This is a genomic window from Stenotrophomonas sp. 21LCFQ19, from assembly GCF_056861425.1.
The window spans coordinates 68,527-84,018 of sequence record NZ_JBSPUF010000008.1 but is presented as its reverse complement, the minus strand read 5'-3'; the positions used below and the strand labels follow the sequence as shown (position 1 = coordinate 84,018).

The window sequence follows — 15,492 nt, the reverse complement described above, 5'->3', positions numbered from 1 at the left end:
GCCCGCATCCGGCGGGTGGACCCCAACGGAAGAGTAGGAACCTATGGCCCGCGGCATCAATAAAGTTATCCTCGTCGGCAACCTCGGCAACGACCCGGACACCAAGTACACCCAGGCCGGCATGGCGATCACCCGCATCAGCCTGGCCACCACCAGCGTGCGCAAGGACCGTGACGGCAACCAGCAGGAGCGTACTGAATGGCACCGCGTGGTGTTTTTCGGCAAGCTCGGCGAGATCGCTGGTGAATACCTGCGCAAGGGCAGTTCGGTCTACGTCGAAGGCGAACTGCGCTACGACAAGTACACCGGCCAGGACGGTGTTGAAAAGTACACCACCGATATCGTCGCCAACGAAATGCAGATGCTCGGCGGCCGTGGTGAAGGCGGTGGCGGTGGCGGCTACGGCGGTGATCGTCCGCAACGCCAGTCGGCCCCGCGTCAGCAGCAGGGTGGCGGCCAGGGCGGTTATGGCAACCAGGACCAGGGTGGCGGCGGCTACGGTGGTGGTCAGCGCCAGCAGCAGCGCCAGGCACCGCCGCAGCAGCAGTCGGCTCCGCCGATGGACGACTTCGCTGACGACGATATTCCGTTCTGAGGAGCAGCTTGGCAAAGTTCCAAGGTTTGTCTTGAAGAACCCCTGCATTCGCGGGGGTTCTTCGTTTTCTGTATGTAAAAACCCGATGGATTCTGGCTTGCTGCATGACACGCCTTCCAGCGTGCTGAAACATTCAAAAGCACGGGCGTTCGGCTCAGCCTGGCTTCGGCAACGAGGTGCTTTTGTCATGAGCGCACCGGCTGCCTTGCGTCTGCCACAATTCGCACAGGTTCATCTCTCACGGAAGACTCCATGCATGTTTCTGATCTTGTAGGTCTGGTTGGCGCCAAAGGTAGCGATCAGCAGCTTGTGGATTGGTTCGAGCAGCACGGAATCGGCAAGCCGCCGGTGTCCGTTACGGCAAATCAGGGCACCAAGAGCATCAAGGACAGGCGCCATGAGATGGAGCACTACTTCGGGTTCGACATCATCAACGACCGCTTCTATCCGCCGGTACTCGGCCCGCGCGGTGGCTTGCTCTGCCACCTGCAGTCTGTGTTGCTGTTCTCACGCAAGCCAAAGGGCAACGTCACGTTGCCGACCGGGTTCTGGGACGGTTTCGTGGGGCCGGATGCCGGCTTTGACGAGTGCATGACGTTCTTCGATGGGAACGTGGACACGTATACCGATACGCAGCTGTTTCAGAAGCCGCTTGGTGACGATGTGGAGCTCAAGCTCTGGTTCTGCCCCAGGAAGCAGCGGGTGGAGACCATGCAGGTGAGCATCGTGCAGGATCGCCAGTTCATGGGGCACCACGAGTTTGATCAGGCCAATGTGCACAACACGGTGAAACCGGCGGCTACGCTGGTGGTCAAGTGGCTGTTCGACGGGCGCCATCTGCGGTTGCCAGACGATATCTACGCCAATGGGCTGGCTGATGATGATGCCGGGATTCTGGAGTTCGTTCGCCAACATCTGAATGGTCATGTATGGGCGTCGCAGCTCAATGACGATCAGGTGCTGCGGCAGGTGCTGAGCCACACCCAAACCAGCAGGTCGCTGAAACTTTCGAATGGGGAGTCGCTGGAGTTGTTCGCGCAGACGCTATACCTGCGGGCTGCTGGCGCATGGGATGCGTATCAGGCGATCTACAACGATGATTCCCTGGACGACTGGACCGGATCTGTTGACCGGTTTCGAGAATCGGTGGTGCTGGATGCGGGGCAACGGCAGGTCTTCGTCGGCATGCTGCATGATGCTTACCTTGTTGTTGGAGCGCACTGAAGCTGCTGATGCTTGGATGCGGTTCTCAGCGATTGGGCGGAATGCCTATCATGGATCACGCTGCGCTTGTGGCCTGAAAACAGGGTGGGGTTTGACCCGGTAGGCAGTGCCCGAAGCTCATGTACTCCGATGGTCGATACCTTTTCGCCGGAGCTGCTTGTTTATTTCCGCAGGTGCTGCGGAACATGTCTGCTCTGCGGTGGGCGCAGACGTCCAGGCGGTACCGTGCGCATATCCCGATTGGGTCTCGCGTCCAGTTGGATTGAATTGTGAGGCACTGCATGGACGGTGTATAAAGCGAGAATCGGACTGGAAGCCTTTTGGGAGCTGCAATGAAGCAAGTGATGTATGCGTTGTTTCTCGCGATGTTGACGATGGCTGGTGTGGCCCACGCTGAAGTGGATCTGGGTGGCTTCATCCGAAAGGACTACTTCGGTGACTTAAAGTTGTCCCCGAGCGGGGAGTTCTATGCAGCAACCGTGCCGATGGAAGATCGCACGGCGCTTGTTATCTTCAAAAGAGAAGGCAACAAGACAATGGGCAACTTCAAGCCCGCAAAGAACAGTTACGTGACCGGTTTTCAGTGGGTCAATGATGACCGGCTGCTGGTCTCACTGTCGGAAAAGTTCGGGTTGCTTGATCAGCCACAGCCGACCGGGGAGCTTTATGCGGTCAATGCTGACGGCAGTCAGCCGGAACTGCTGGTTGGGTTTCGCGCAACTGGTCGCGGTGTTGGAGTGCGCACTTCCGCAAACTCTGGTGAATATTCTGCGGCTTTTCTGTCAGATAGTTTGCAGGCTGACGATCGCAACGTGATTATTTCCGTGTGGCCGATGACCTCCGGCAATGACCCATTTACGCGAGCAGAGAAGCTCGATGTCTACAGCGGACGCCGGACCGTCGTGGCACGTGCGCCGATACGACGTGCTTCGTTCATGACAGATAATGCTGGCGTAGTCCGGATGACTTTTGGCGCGGGTGCGGACAATGTCAGCAAGCTCTATTACCGGGAAAGCTCCAGCGCAGAGTGGCGTCTGGTGAACGATGAGGCCGTTACTGGCAGGGTTGAGTCTCCAATCGGGTTCTCCGAGGACAACAGGCTGGCGTATCTGGTGGTCGAAAATCTGACTGGTCCCAATTCCATCATGGCTTGGAATCCTGTCTCGGGAAGTCGGGAGGAAGTTTTACGAGATAAGACGGCCGATCCCCAGCGCATCATTTATCGTCCTGGTACGGATATCGCGGTTGGTGCGCTCTTCATGGACGGGCGGCACAAGACGGTTTTCTTTGACGATGCCTCGCCGGATGCGCGTATGTACCGCAGCCTTGAAGCTGCGATGGGTGGCGAGGCTGTGTTCATCACATCAAGTACCAGGGATGGTCGCCAGCTGTTGCTGCAGACTTGGAGCGGTAGCAATCCAGGCGAGTTCTTTCTTTACGATTCCGTAGCGAAGAAGGCGTCCCATCTGTTGACGCGCAGCGATTGGGTGGACGCAGAGAAGGCAGCGACAGTCGAACCATTTTCGTTTGCTGCACGCGACGGTATGCAGTTGCATGGTTATCTCACGAAGCCTCGTGGAGCGTCTGGCCGATTGCCAATGGTGGTGATGCCACATGGGGGGCCGTTCGGCGTCTACGATCAGTGGGGATATGACCGTGATTCACAGATGCTGGCAAGCGCTGGCTACGCGGTACTCCAGGTCAATTTCCGCGGGTCGGGTAACTATGGCCGCGCATACCAGAGGGCTGGCGCGCGGCAGTGGGGCGGAACCATGCAGGATGACGTAACCGACGCGACACGTTGGGCAATAGACAATGGTCATTCAGACTCACGCCGAATCTGTATCTATGGTGCAAGTTACGGTGCTTATGCGGCGTTGATGGGTGTTGCCAAGGAGCCTTCGCTGTACCAATGCGCGGTTGGTTATGTAGGCGTCTACGATCTGCCCATCATGTACACCAGTGGCGATATACAGGAGCGGCGTTCGGGTGAGGGGTTCATCTCCGAATGGATTGGTGAGCGGGAAACGCTGGAAAAGGTCTCGCCGGTCAACTTGGCCAGCCAGATCAAGGTGCCAGTGTTTCTTGCCGCGGGTGGCAAGGATGAGCGGGCCCCCATCCTGCACAGTCGGCGCATGGAGTCAGCATTGAACAAGGCTGGGGTCCCCGTGCAGACGTTGTATTTTGACACGGAAGGCCACGGCTTCTATACCGAATCACATCAGCGCGAGTACTACGGCAGGTTGTTGGGTTTCCTGTCGCAGCATTTGGGTGGAGAGAAGGCGAAGTAGTCGTCTGCTTCAGCTTTTTTTTATGGGAGCGGTGTAAATCGCGAAGCTGATGGGGTGGTCAGGTTGCAGATTCTCCTATCACGCAAGCGGTGCCGGCTTCGCGGCTGACGCCGCTCCTACAAAAGCAGAGGGTCAACGCACGCCGTGCATCATCCGCTTCAGCAGCGGCGAGGAGAGCAGGGCGACCACCGCGCAGCCCAGGCCTATCCACATCAGCAGCCAGAACAGGTGTTCGTAGCGGCCGGCGGCTTCGGCGATGTTCATCACTTCACCTTCGGGTACGTCGATGGCGGCCAGCTTGCCGAACAGTGCTGCCAGCGTCTCGGAGAATGCCGTGGCCAGGAACCAGGTACCCATCATCAGGCTGACCACGCGCGGTGCCGCCAGCTGGGTGACGGCTGACAGGCCGACCGGCGACAGGCACATTTCACCGATCTCCAGGATCAGGTAGGCCAGCACCAGCCACCACACGCTGGCCATCTGCCCGGTTGCGCCCACCTGCTGCGCTGCCAACGCCAAGGGCACGAAGGACAGGGCGCCGAACACCAGGCCGAACGAGGATTTCAGTGGCTTCGACGGGTCGAGGCTACGCTTGTCTAGCCATGCCCACAGTGCAGCGAACAGGGGCGCAAGCAACACCAGGAACAGCGCGCCAAGATAGGTCAGTGAACCGGCGCTCTGCGGCAGCACCAGGCAGTCGCGGACCAGCATCACCAGCATCGCCACAACGATGACGCCGAACAGCAGGCGTGGTGCATTTGATGCCGGATTGCGATCAGACAGGCGCGCCGCCACCACAAAGCCCAGCGGCGCCAGCAGCAGCGAGACGATGGACCAGGGCAGTGGCGTGCCTTCGCGGATCACCAGCGAAGGCACCAGATCCTTGGTCAGCAGGCGGTCGGTGAAAGTAACCCACGAACCATAGGTCTGCTCGTACAAGGTGAAGAACACCAGTGCCATGAAGATCAGCACCATCAGCGCGGTCATCTGCTGGCGCTGTTCTGGCGTGCACTGCGTGCCGGTGAACCAGGCGAACCACAGCAGCACGCCGCCGAGCACAACGATCATCAGCATCAATGCGAGGCTGATTTCGCCGCCCAGTGCGAACGCGCCGTTGGCGGCAGCCCACATCAGCGCCGCAACCGGAACGATGCCGACGATGGCAACGCCGTAGATCAGCCATTCGCGCGGCACGCCGAACACGCGCTCGCGCAGTGTCGCCGGTTGTGCCGGCTCGGCATGCCCGTGCAGGTACTTCTGGCCCCACAGGAACATCGCCAGTCCGACCAGCATGCCGACGCCGGCCGCGCCGAAGCCGTACTTCCAGCCATAGGCTTCACCGAGGAAGCCGCAGACCAGCGAAGCGAACAGGGCGCCGAGGTTGATGCCGGCGTAGAACAGCGAGAAGCCCGAGTCGCGCCGCGGGTCGTTTTCCGGGTAGAGCTTGCCTACGATGGTGGAGATGTTGGGCTTGAGGAAGCCCACGCCCATGATGATCAGCGCCAGCGACAGATAGGTGATCGACAACGCGGCTTCGTCGCGTACCACTTCGCCTGCTACGCGGTGCGCCTCGTGGCCCTCGAAAGCCATGCCGATGTGCCCCAGCACCAGCAGGATGCCGCCGAACACCACCGCCTTGCGCATGCCCAGCCAGCGGTCGGCCAGCAGCCCGCCAAACACCGGGATGCAGTAGACCAAGCCACCGTAGGCACCCAGCAGGTCCAGCCCGGCCTTGTCGCCGAACAGGTGGTACTTGGTGAGATAGAGCAGCAGCAACGCCTTCATGCCGTAGAAGGAGAAGCGCTCCCACATTTCGGTGAAGAAGCAGACGTAGACTCCCTTGGGATGGCCGAGGAAGTCGTCGGAGCGGGGGCGGCTCAAGGCAGTTGCGGTCATCGGTGGTGCCGGGTGGGACAGCGGCCGAGTATAGGACCGCTGCCCCGGGGCTGCGCGTTCAGAGGTAACGCAGCCAGGCCAGGTCGCGACGGCGTGCCTTGAAGCGGGCAAAGGCGCGGGTGGCGGGGTAAAGCAGCACCGCCAGCACGACGCTGATCAACAGCAAGGCTGACACCGACTCAACCGCGAAGTAGGGCGCGTGGTTTGCGCCCCAATACGCCATCGCTGCGAGATACAGCAGCTTCAGCACGTACAGGTGCAGCAGGTAGAAGAACATCGGCGCCGCGCCGATCCAGGCCAATGGCTGCAGCCATGCCGCGATGCGCGGCTGCTCGTACAGGCGCAGCAGTAACAGGCCGATGCCCAGCGTCAGCAGCAGGAACAGCAGCGAAGGTGGGTACTTGGTGACGTTGAGCAGGCTCATCAGCGTCGTCTGGGCATCGTTGAAGCGCAGCCAGGAGTGGTCGCCGTAGACATTGGCGGCACGCAGCAGCACGAAGCTGATCAGCATCGCCGCGCCGGTGAGCAGCAGCCAGCGCTGGCGCTGCGGCGCCGGGCGGTTGCTGGCGTACCACGGGCCGAGCACGTAGCCCAGGGCAATCACGCCGATCCACGGCAGCAGGGGGTACGAGGTGCGCAGGCGCAGACTGTTGCCCAGTTCGATCCAGTCACGCTGGTGCAGGATCTTCCACAGTGTCGCCAGCACGCCGTTGCCCTGGGCCTGCAGCGGATCAAGCAGGTTGTGGCCGGCAATGATGACCACCGCCAGTGCCAACAGCAGCTTGCGCGGCAGCCACAGCAGGCCGGCCAACGCGATCATGCTCAGGCCGATGGCCCAGATCACCTGCAGGTAGAGCGTGCTGGCCGGGAACTGGAAGGTCCAGGCGAAGTTGACCAAGGTCAGCTCCAGCACCACCAGGAACAGGCCGCGCTTGAGCAGGAAGGCGGCAGTGGCGCGGCGCGGATCGGGCTGGCGTTGGCCATACAGCCATGCCGACAGGCCGGTGAGCAGCACGAACACAGGGGCGCACAGATGCGCCAGCAGGCGGAAGCTGAACAGGGCAGGCGAGACCGAGCCCACGTCCATCGGGTCGCTGACCTGATGCTGTAGATAGAAGGTTTCGCGGACATGGTCGATCAGCATCAGCAGCATCACGGTGCCGCGCAGCTGGTCGATGGAGGCCAGGCGTGTGGTCAGGGCAGGGGGCATGCGGGGAAATCTTGCGGAAAGATATAACATAACAGTTTGAGGCTGCGCGGGCGACTTTGCCGATATGGCCTGCAACGCGTGCGGATTGGTGGAATTGCAGGCCTGCGGAGCGCTGGCGTGGCGTTCAGGCTGGACTTGCCGTTAAGCGGGCGTTAGCGTGGCGAGGGTTTTTTTGCCATCCAAGGGCTTTCCATGAACAACGCTGCGCCTGCGCAGCTCACATTCCGCGCGGTGGTTCTTGCCGTCGTGCTGGCTGTGGTGCTGTCTGCCGCCAATGCTTACCTGGGCCTGTTCGCAGGCTTGACCATCGCAACCGCCATTCCGGCCGCCGTCGTCTCGATGGGTGTGCTGCGTCTGCTCGGTGGCGGCACCATCCTTGAAAACAACATCGTCCAGACCGGCGCCTCGGCCGGCTCGTCGATTGCTGCCGGCGTGATCTTCACGATCCCGGCGCTGGTGATCATGGGTTACTGGCCGGACTTCAAGTACTGGTGGGTGCTGGGCATTGCCGGCCTCGGCGGCCTGCTGGGCGTGCTGTTTTCGGTGCCGCTGCGCCGTTCGATGATCGTCGAAGATCCGCTTCCCTTCCCGGAAGGCAAGGCGGCTGCTGAAGTGCTCAAGGCCGGTGAGAACCCGGGTCCGGGCATGAAGATCCTCGGTATCTCGGCGGCCATCGGCGGCCTGGTGAAGCTGGCCGCGGCCTCGGGCCTGCGCATCTTCCCGGATGCCTGGGCGCAGTCGGCCTATGTCGGCAGCTCCAAGATCACTGCCTTCATCGGCACCAACCTGTCGCCGGCGCTGCTGGGCGTGGGTTACATCGTTGGCTTGAACGTCGGCATCGTCGTGGTGTCCGGCTCGATCCTGTCCTGGCACATCGCCATTCCGCTGTACCAGGCGTTCTTCCTGGGCGGTAACCCGGACCTGGCCGCATCATTGGCCAATGCCGGCTCGGCCGAATCTGCGTTCGCCATCTGGGGTTCGCAGATCCGTTACCTGGGCGTCGGCGCCATGTTGATCGGCGGCGTATGGACCCTGTTCTCGCTGCGCAAGTCGCTGCTCAATGGCGTCAAGAGTGGTTTCGCTGCTGCCCGCAAGAGCAGTGGCCCGGCCCTGGCCGAGACCGAGCGCGACCTGCCGATGAAGTGGATGCTGATCGCGCTGATCGCCTTCACCCTGCCGCTGCTGGGCCTGTACCAGGCCATCGTCGGCCAGTGGCATGTGTCGATCCCGATGACCATCATCATGATCGTCGCCGGCTTCCTGTTCGTGTCGGTGTCGGCCTACCTGGCTGGTCTGATTGGTTCGTCCAACAACCCGGTCTCGGGCATCACCATTTCCACCATCCTGTTCGCCTCGGTGGTGCTGGTGCTGCTGCTGGGCAAGGACGGCCTGATTCCGGTCGGCGTCGGCGGTGCTCCGCTGGGTGCGGTGGCCGCGATCATGATTGGTGCGGTGGTCTGCTGTGCGGCTGCCGTTGGCGGTGACAACCTGCAGGACCTCAAGGCCGGTTATCTGGTCGGCGCGACGCCGTGGAAGCAGCAGCTGATGCTGGGCATCGGCGCGTTCTCCTGCGCCCTGATCATGGCGCCGGTGCTGAACCTGCTGGCCCATGCCTACGGCATCGGCGCACCGACCGCTGAGCACCCGAACTCGCTGGCAGCACCGCAGGCCAACCTGATGGCCTCGGTTGCGCGTGGTCTGTTCGGTGGTGAACTGCCGTGGGGCATGATTGCACTGGGCGCCGGCGTCGGTGCGGTGATCATCGCCATCGACGAATGGCTGAAGAAGACCGGCAAGCGCTTCCGCGTGCCGGTGCTGGCTGCCGCCATCGGTATCTACCTGCCGCTGGAACTGATGGTGCCGATCTTCCTCGGCGGGCTGCTGGCCCACCTGGTCGAGCGTTTCCACAAGCTGCGTGCCGACGACGAAGAAGGCCGTGACCGCGTGCACCGCCCGGGCGTGCTGTTTGCCGCTGGCCTGATTACCGGTGAGGCCTTGATGGGTATCGCAATCGCGGTGCCGATCGTGGTCAGCGGCCAGGGCGACGTGCTGGCGCTGCCGTTGGGCGGCTTTGCCGATACCTGGGCAAGCGTGTCGGCCTGGGTGGGTCTGTTCGTGCTGTTCCTGGTTGGCCTGCTGATGTACCGCATCGGCAAGAAGGGCGAGCCGGCGGCGAAGGCCTAAGGGCTGAAGCTCGACGGATCGCACGGCCTTTCCTTCTCCCGCCTGCGGGGGAACAAAAGGGCCTGCCCCCGCGAAGGCGGGGGGGGGCTGAAGGGCGGATGGAGCTGCTGTCCCTTCTCCCGCTTGCGGGGGAAGGTGCCCCGAAGGGGCGGATGGGGGGAGCTTTTGATTTTGACTTGGCTGGGGGTTTGAAGCTTTAGAGTCAAAGCCAAAGCACCCCTCCCCAACCCTCCCCTTGGCCTGCGACCAAGGGGAGGGGGCTCAAGCCAAAGCCGCCCCTTGGGCGGCTTTGCTGTTTCCGGCGGTTGTGCGGGCATGACTTCAAGCCTTTGCAGTGGGGCGGGCTGGCCGCCTACCATCGGGGTTTGCCTCTGCCTGGGAGTTGCCCATGAAGCTTCGTCACGCCCTGTTGCCGCTGTGCCTGTTGGCCGCCTTGCCATCATTGGCCAGTGCGCGCGGTTTTGAAGTCCGCGACATGGTCAAGCTGGACCGCGCGTCCGCGCCGCTGCTCAGCGCCAATGGCGCGCAGGTGGTGTTCGCCAAGCGCATCGTCGATGCCGACCTCAAGGCTAGCAGCAGCCTGTGGATCCGCGACCTGCGCACCCGCGACATGGCACCGCCGAAGCAGTTGACCCCGGCTGGCTGGAACGTCAATTCGGCCTCAATCGAAGGCCAGAACGTGTACTTCCTCAGCGCCAAGAACGGCAGCCAGCAGCTGTACGTGATGCCGCTGGCTGGCGGCGAGCCGCGCCAGCTCACCGATTTCGCACTCGACGTGGACAGCTACCGCATCTCACCGCAGGGCGACCGCGTGCTGTTCAGCGCCGGCGTGTTCCAGGACTGCGGCTCGGACCTGGCTTGCACCAGCAAGCGTCTTGAGAAGGAAAAGGCTGACAAGAGCAGCGGCCAGGTCTACGACAGCATGTTCGTGCGCCATTGGGATACCTGGGCCGACGGCCGTCGCAACACCTTGTTCGTGGCACCGCTGCCGGCTGCAGGCGCAGCCGCGGTGAAGGGGGCTTCCGCTATCAGCGCGACGCTGGCCGGCGATGCACCGTCCAAGCCGTTTGGTGGCAACGAAGACTTCGTCTGGTCGCCGGATGGCAAGACCGTCGTCGCCAGCATCCGCGTGCAGGGTAGCAAGGAGCCGTGGTCGACCAACTTCGACCTGTACAAGCTCGATGCTGCCGGCAAGCAGGCGCCGGTCAACCTGACCGCTGCCAACCCCGCATGGGATGCCGGCCCGGTGTTCAGCGCCGACGGCAAGACCCTGTTCTACCGCGCGATGAAGCGCCCGGGTTTCGAAGCTGACCGCTTCGGCCTGATGGCGATGGACCTGGCCAGCGGCAAGGTCAATGAGATCGCCGCGCAGTGGGACCGTTCGGCTGATGGCATCACCTTGTCGGCCGACGGCCAGACCATCTACACCACCGCACAGGACATGGGCGAACACCCGCTGTTCGCGGTCAACATCGCCAATGGCGAGCCGACCAAGCTGGTGGGCGAGGGCAGCATCTCCTCCTTCGACATCGCCGGTGATGCGCTGGCCTTCACCCGCAACTCGCTGAAGAGCGGCGACCAGGTGTTCACCAGCAGCACCGCTGCCGGCGCACCGCAGCGCGCCATCACCCAGAGTGCCGGCGAAATGCTGGACGGCGTGAACTTCGGTGACTTCGAGCAGTTCTCGTTCAAGGGCTGGAACGATGAGACCGTGCACGGTTACGTGGTCAAGCCGCACAACTACCAGGAAGGCAAGAAGTACCCGGTGGCCTTCCTGATCCACGGCGGCCCGCAGGGCAGCTTCGGCAATGGCTGGAGCTACCGCTGGAACCCGCAGACCTATGCGGGCCAGGGCTACGCAGTGGTGATGATCGATTTCCACGGCTCCACCGGCTACGGCCAGGCCTTCACCGATGCGATCAGCCAGCATTGGGGTGACCGCCCGCTGGAAGACCTGCAGAAGGGCTGGGCCGCGGCGCAGCAGAAGTACAGCTTCCTCAACGGCGACAAGGCCTGTGCGCTGGGCGCCAGCTACGGCGGCTTCATGGTCAACTGGATCGCCGGCAACTGGAACGAGCCGTGGAAGTGCCTGGTGAACCACGACGGTGTGTTCGACCAGCGCGCCATGGGCTATGCCACCGAAGAACTGTGGTTCACCGAGTGGGAACAGGGCGGTACCCCGTACGACGTGCCGCAGAACTACGAGAAGTTCAACCCGGTCAACCACGTCGCCAACTGGAAGAAGCCGATGCTGGTGGTGCAGGGCCAGCTGGATTACCGCATCCCGGTGGAGCAGGGCCTGGCCACGTTCACCGCGCTGCAGCGTCAGGGTATCGAGTCCAAGTTCCTGTACTTCCCGGACGAGAACCACTGGGTGCTGAAGCCGCACAACAGCGTGCAGTGGCATGACACGGTCAATGGCTGGTTGAAGCAGCACATCGGCGAGTAACAGGTCATGGAGAGGCGCGCCGTTGGCGCGCCTTTTCTTTTTGGCCTGCGCCACGATTCAGGCCCTGCGCCGCGCTACATTCTTGTGCTCGTTGTCATGGAGGCGGGATCGATGGGAATGTTCAGCATCTGGCATCTGCTTGTTCTGTTCGTCGGATTTGTGTTTCTTGCAGGCGGCATCGCCTTGGTTGTCTGGCTGTGTGTACGTGCAGCAGGTAGATCAGGTCCGGCGACGGGGGCGTTGAGCCTGCAGCAACGTCTGCAGCAACTGGATGAGCTCCGCGCAAAAGGTTTGCTCAGCGAGGCGGAGTATCAGCAGCAGCGTGGTGTCATCGTGAGTAGCATCCAACGTCTGTAGTTGTCGTCCTGCCTGGCTGTTGATTGCCAGGCAGGGGATGGGGAGTGTTGTTGTTCTGCCGGGTCGGCATGGCCGGAAGGGGCGCAGGACGCGCCGATGTTGCTTCGTTCTGCGCTATCCCTGTCTTCTGTTCCTGATGAGGTGTGGCGGCAGGTTTTCTTCAAGGGCGGGGGTTTGCCCACACCAGGTAATCAAGGGGATAGACGATGATGGCAGCCGCAACAGGCGCACTCATCAGCAATGACATCATCGTGTTCGGCCTGATCGCCGCCACCTTGGGCGTTATTTTCTGGACATCGGGCAGCAGCAATCCGCTGCTGAAAAAGTTCTACAGCTTCGTACCCGCGTTGCTGCTGTGTTATTTCATTCCCGGCGTGTACAACACCGTCGGCCTGATCGACGGCGAAACCACCAAGCTCTACAACCCGATCGCGCGCGATGTGTTCCTGCCCGCGGCGCTGGTGCTGTTGACGCTGTCCATCGACCTGAAAGGCATCCTCGGTCTGGGCTGGAAGATGCTGGCGATGTATGTGGCGGCGGTGCTGAGCATCATGCTTGGTGCGGTGGTCGCGTTCCAGGTAATGGCCTGGCTGCATCCGGAAACCGTTGCGGGAGCAACCTGGGGTGGCATGGCAGCGCTGGCCGGCAGCTGGATCGGCGGCGGTGCCAACATGCTGGCGATGAAGGAAATCTTCGAGGTCGATGCCACCACCTTCGGCCAGTTCGCAGTGGTGGATGTGGGCGTCGGTTACGTGTGGATGGCGGTGCTGATCTTCTTCGCGTCACGTGCACCGGCCATGGACAAGCGCAGCGGCGCCGATACACGCGCGCTGGATGATCTGCGTGATCGCGTGGCCAGCTACCAGGCACAGCATGCGCGCATTCCTGCGCTGGGTGACCTGATGGTGATGGCCGGTGTGGCCTTCGGTGCGGTCGCATTGGCGCACGGCCTGGCCGCACCGCTGGCCGAGTGGTTTGCCGCAAACGTCAGCTGGTCCAGCTCGGTGAGCATGGACAAGCCGTTCGTGTGGGTGGTGATGCTGGCGACCTTCATCGGCCTGGGCCTGAGCTTCACCCGCGTGCGCGAGCTGGAAGGCGTGGGCGCGTCGAAGTGGGGCTCGATGTTCCTGTACTTCCTGATCGCCTGCATCGGCATGCAGATGGATCTGCTGGCGTTGCTGGAGAAGCCGTGGTTGTTCGCGCTGGGCGTGCTGTGGATCGGCGTGCACATCGTGCTGCTGTGGCTGGCCGGCAAACTGCTGAAGGTGCCGTTCTTCTATTTCGCCATTGCCTCGCAGAGCAATATCGGTGGCCCGGCCTCGGCGCCGGTGCTGGCGACCGCCTTCCATCCGGCCTTGGCCCCGGTGGGTGTGCTGCTGGGTACCTTGGGTTATGCCGTGGGTACCGGTGCGGCCTACTTGGTGGGGATTACCTTGCGGGCGATGGCTGGGGCCGGGTGAGTTTTAGCGCGCGTTGGACGTTCCCCCTCTCCGAACCCGTGGTTTGCAAGTCGCTCCTTACGCCCCGCGATGGGAGAGGGGCTCCAACGCTGCAATGACCGGTGTTGCTGGCACTCGCCTTGATTTGAGCCCCTCTCCCCTTGCGGGAGAGGGGTTGGGGAGAGGGGAGGCGCGCAGCGCTGCTTTCGCTGAACAAGACCCCTGTCCGCCATCATGCTAGGCTCCACCTTCCCACGCCACGTCACCAACGTGGCGTTTTTATTTCCCTTCGATCGACAGGAACAGGCCTTATGCCGACCGAACCCAATACTGCGCTCATCACCAATGACATCGTCGGCCTCGGCCTGATCGCTGCCACATTGGCCCTGATCTTCTGGCTGGCCAGCGGCCCAACCCCGTTCTGGAAGAAGGTCTTCGCCTGGGTGCCGGCACTGCTGCTGTGCTACTTCATACCCGCCATCTACAACACCACCGGCTTGATCGACGGGCACAGCACCAAGCTCTACAACCCTATCGCGCGTGACGTATTGCTGCCGGCGGCGCTGGTCCTGCTGACGCTCTCCATCGACCTGAAAGGCATTGCCAGGCTTGGCCCCAAGTTGCTGGTGATGTTCGTCACCGGCACCGTGGGCATCGTGCTGGGTGCGGCGGTGTCGTTCCAGGTGATGAAGTTCATCCATCCGGAAACCGTGGCCGGTGACACCTGGGCCGGCATGGCGGCGTTGGCCGGCAGCTGGATTGGCGGCGGCGCCAACATGGCGGCCATGCGCGAAACCTTCAACGTCGATGCGACCACCTTCGGTCAGATCGCGGTCGTCGATGTGGCCTGCGCCAGCCTGTGGATGGCGGTGCTGCTGTGGTTGGCTGGCCGCTCGCAGGCGATCGATGCCAAGAGCGGTGCCGATACCTCGGCCATCGATGACATGAAGCGTCGCATCGCCGAATACGAAGCCAAGAGTGCGCGCAATCCAAGCCTGACCGACCTGATGGTGATCGTCGGCGTCGGCCTGGGTGTTGTTGGTCTTGCGCATGCCCTGGCGACGCCGCTGGCTGCTTGGTTTGGTGCCAATGTCAGTTGGGCCAGCAAGGCCTCGCTGGATTCGTCATTTGTATGGGTGGTGATGCTTTCCACCGTTGCCGGCCTGCTGCTGAGCTTTACCCGTGCGCGCAACCTGGAAGCGGCGGGTGCATCGAAGATCGGCACCTTGTTCCTGTATTTCCTGATTGCCTGCATCGGCATGCAGATGGATCTGCTGTCGCTGGCCGATCGCCCCTGGTTGTTCCTGCTCGGTGTGATCTGGATGGGCGTGCATATCGGCCTGCTGTACGTGGTTGGCCGGATGCTGCGCACTCCGCTGTTCTTCTTCGCCATTGGCTCGCAGGGCAATATCGGTGCGGCGGCATCGGCACCAGTGGTGGCAGCTGCATTCCACCCGACGCTGGCGCCGGTGGGCGTGCTGTTGGGCACGGTGGGCTATGCCACCGGCACGGTGATCGCCTACATGACTGGCCTGATGCTGAAGTGGATGGCTGGCGCCTGAGCCTTTGGCTGGTGTTGTGGGAGCGGCGTAAGCCGCGAAACCTACACATCATGCGATTGCGATGATGGCGTGATCTGCAGCAACACCAGCTTCGCGGCTTACGCCGCTCCTACAGATGGGGTTGTCGGTAACGCCTCTGCCGAGCTTGGCTCGGCACTACAGGGCAGATGGCAAGAAGGCGGCGCCATTGGCGCCGCCTTCTTGCTGTTTTTCTCCGCAGCTGCAGCCGCAGCGGAGGCCGCGGTTGCGGGAACGGCGTGAGCCGCGAAGCTATTGCAGCTACAG

10 protein-coding genes are annotated in these 15,492 nt (G+C 62.3%); 8 read left to right on the top strand and 2 right to left on the bottom strand.

The window, feature by feature from the left end; translation table 11 throughout:
• The first annotated feature begins 43 nt into the window (after nucleotides 1–43).
• The 3 genes from AC13FW_RS10535 (at nucleotide 44) to AC13FW_RS10525 (ending at nucleotide 4,110) form a co-directional block, all read left to right on the top strand.
• Nucleotides 44–595 (top strand): single-stranded DNA-binding protein, encoded by a 552-nt coding sequence (locus tag AC13FW_RS10535; RefSeq protein WP_482989017.1) that lies wholly within the window; start codon nucleotides 44–46, stop codon nucleotides 593–595.
• 252 nt (nucleotides 596–847) lie between these two features.
• Nucleotides 848–1,819, top strand: a complete 972-nt coding sequence (locus tag AC13FW_RS10530) for a hypothetical protein (RefSeq protein WP_482989016.1) — start codon at nucleotides 848–850, stop codon at nucleotides 1,817–1,819.
• A gap of 332 nt (nucleotides 1,820–2,151) precedes the next feature.
• Nucleotides 2,152–4,110, top strand: a complete 1,959-nt coding sequence (locus tag AC13FW_RS10525) for an alpha/beta hydrolase family protein (RefSeq protein ID WP_482989015.1) — start codon at nucleotides 2,152–2,154, stop codon at nucleotides 4,108–4,110.
• A gap of 132 nt (nucleotides 4,111–4,242) precedes the next feature.
• Here AC13FW_RS10525 and AC13FW_RS10520 read toward each other — a convergent pair whose 3' ends face one another.
• Nucleotides 4,243–6,006, bottom strand: coding sequence for a peptide MFS transporter (locus AC13FW_RS10520; RefSeq protein WP_482989014.1), 1,764 nt, complete (start codon nucleotides 6,004–6,006; stop codon nucleotides 4,243–4,245).
• 58 nt (nucleotides 6,007–6,064) lie between these two features.
• On the bottom strand, nucleotides 6,065–7,216 hold the full coding sequence (locus AC13FW_RS10515) for an acetyltransferase domain-containing protein (protein ID WP_482989013.1): 1,152 nt from the start codon (nucleotides 7,214–7,216) through the stop codon (nucleotides 6,065–6,067).
• A gap of 192 nt (nucleotides 7,217–7,408) precedes the next feature.
• Between AC13FW_RS10515 and AC13FW_RS10510 the strand changes: the two genes are divergently transcribed.
• From AC13FW_RS10510 to AC13FW_RS10490, 5 genes are all read left to right on the top strand, one after another.
• Nucleotides 7,409–9,400 (top strand): OPT family oligopeptide transporter, encoded by a 1,992-nt coding sequence (locus tag AC13FW_RS10510; protein ID WP_296248993.1) that lies wholly within the window; start codon nucleotides 7,409–7,411, stop codon nucleotides 9,398–9,400.
• Between the two features lie 388 nt (nucleotides 9,401–9,788).
• A complete protein-coding gene (locus AC13FW_RS10505) occupies nucleotides 9,789–11,849 on the top strand; it encodes a S9 family peptidase (protein WP_482989012.1) in 2,061 nt (686 codons plus the stop codon).
• 6 nt (nucleotides 11,850–11,855) lie between these two features.
• Entirely contained in the window at nucleotides 11,856–12,206 is a 351-nt protein-coding gene (locus tag AC13FW_RS10500; protein ID WP_482989011.1) for an SHOCT domain-containing protein, read from the top strand.
• A 209-nt stretch (nucleotides 12,207–12,415) separates the two neighbouring features.
• Complete coding sequence (locus tag AC13FW_RS10495; protein WP_482989010.1) at nucleotides 12,416–13,666, top strand: DUF819 family protein; 1,251 nt, start codon at nucleotides 12,416–12,418, stop codon at nucleotides 13,664–13,666.
• Between the two features lie 290 nt (nucleotides 13,667–13,956).
• Nucleotides 13,957–15,207 carry a DUF819 family protein gene (locus tag AC13FW_RS10490; protein WP_296248984.1) on the top strand — a complete coding sequence of 417 codons (1,251 nt, stop codon included), beginning with the start codon at nucleotides 13,957–13,959 and terminating at the stop codon, nucleotides 15,205–15,207.
• Nucleotides 15,208–15,492: the final 285 nt, after the last annotated feature.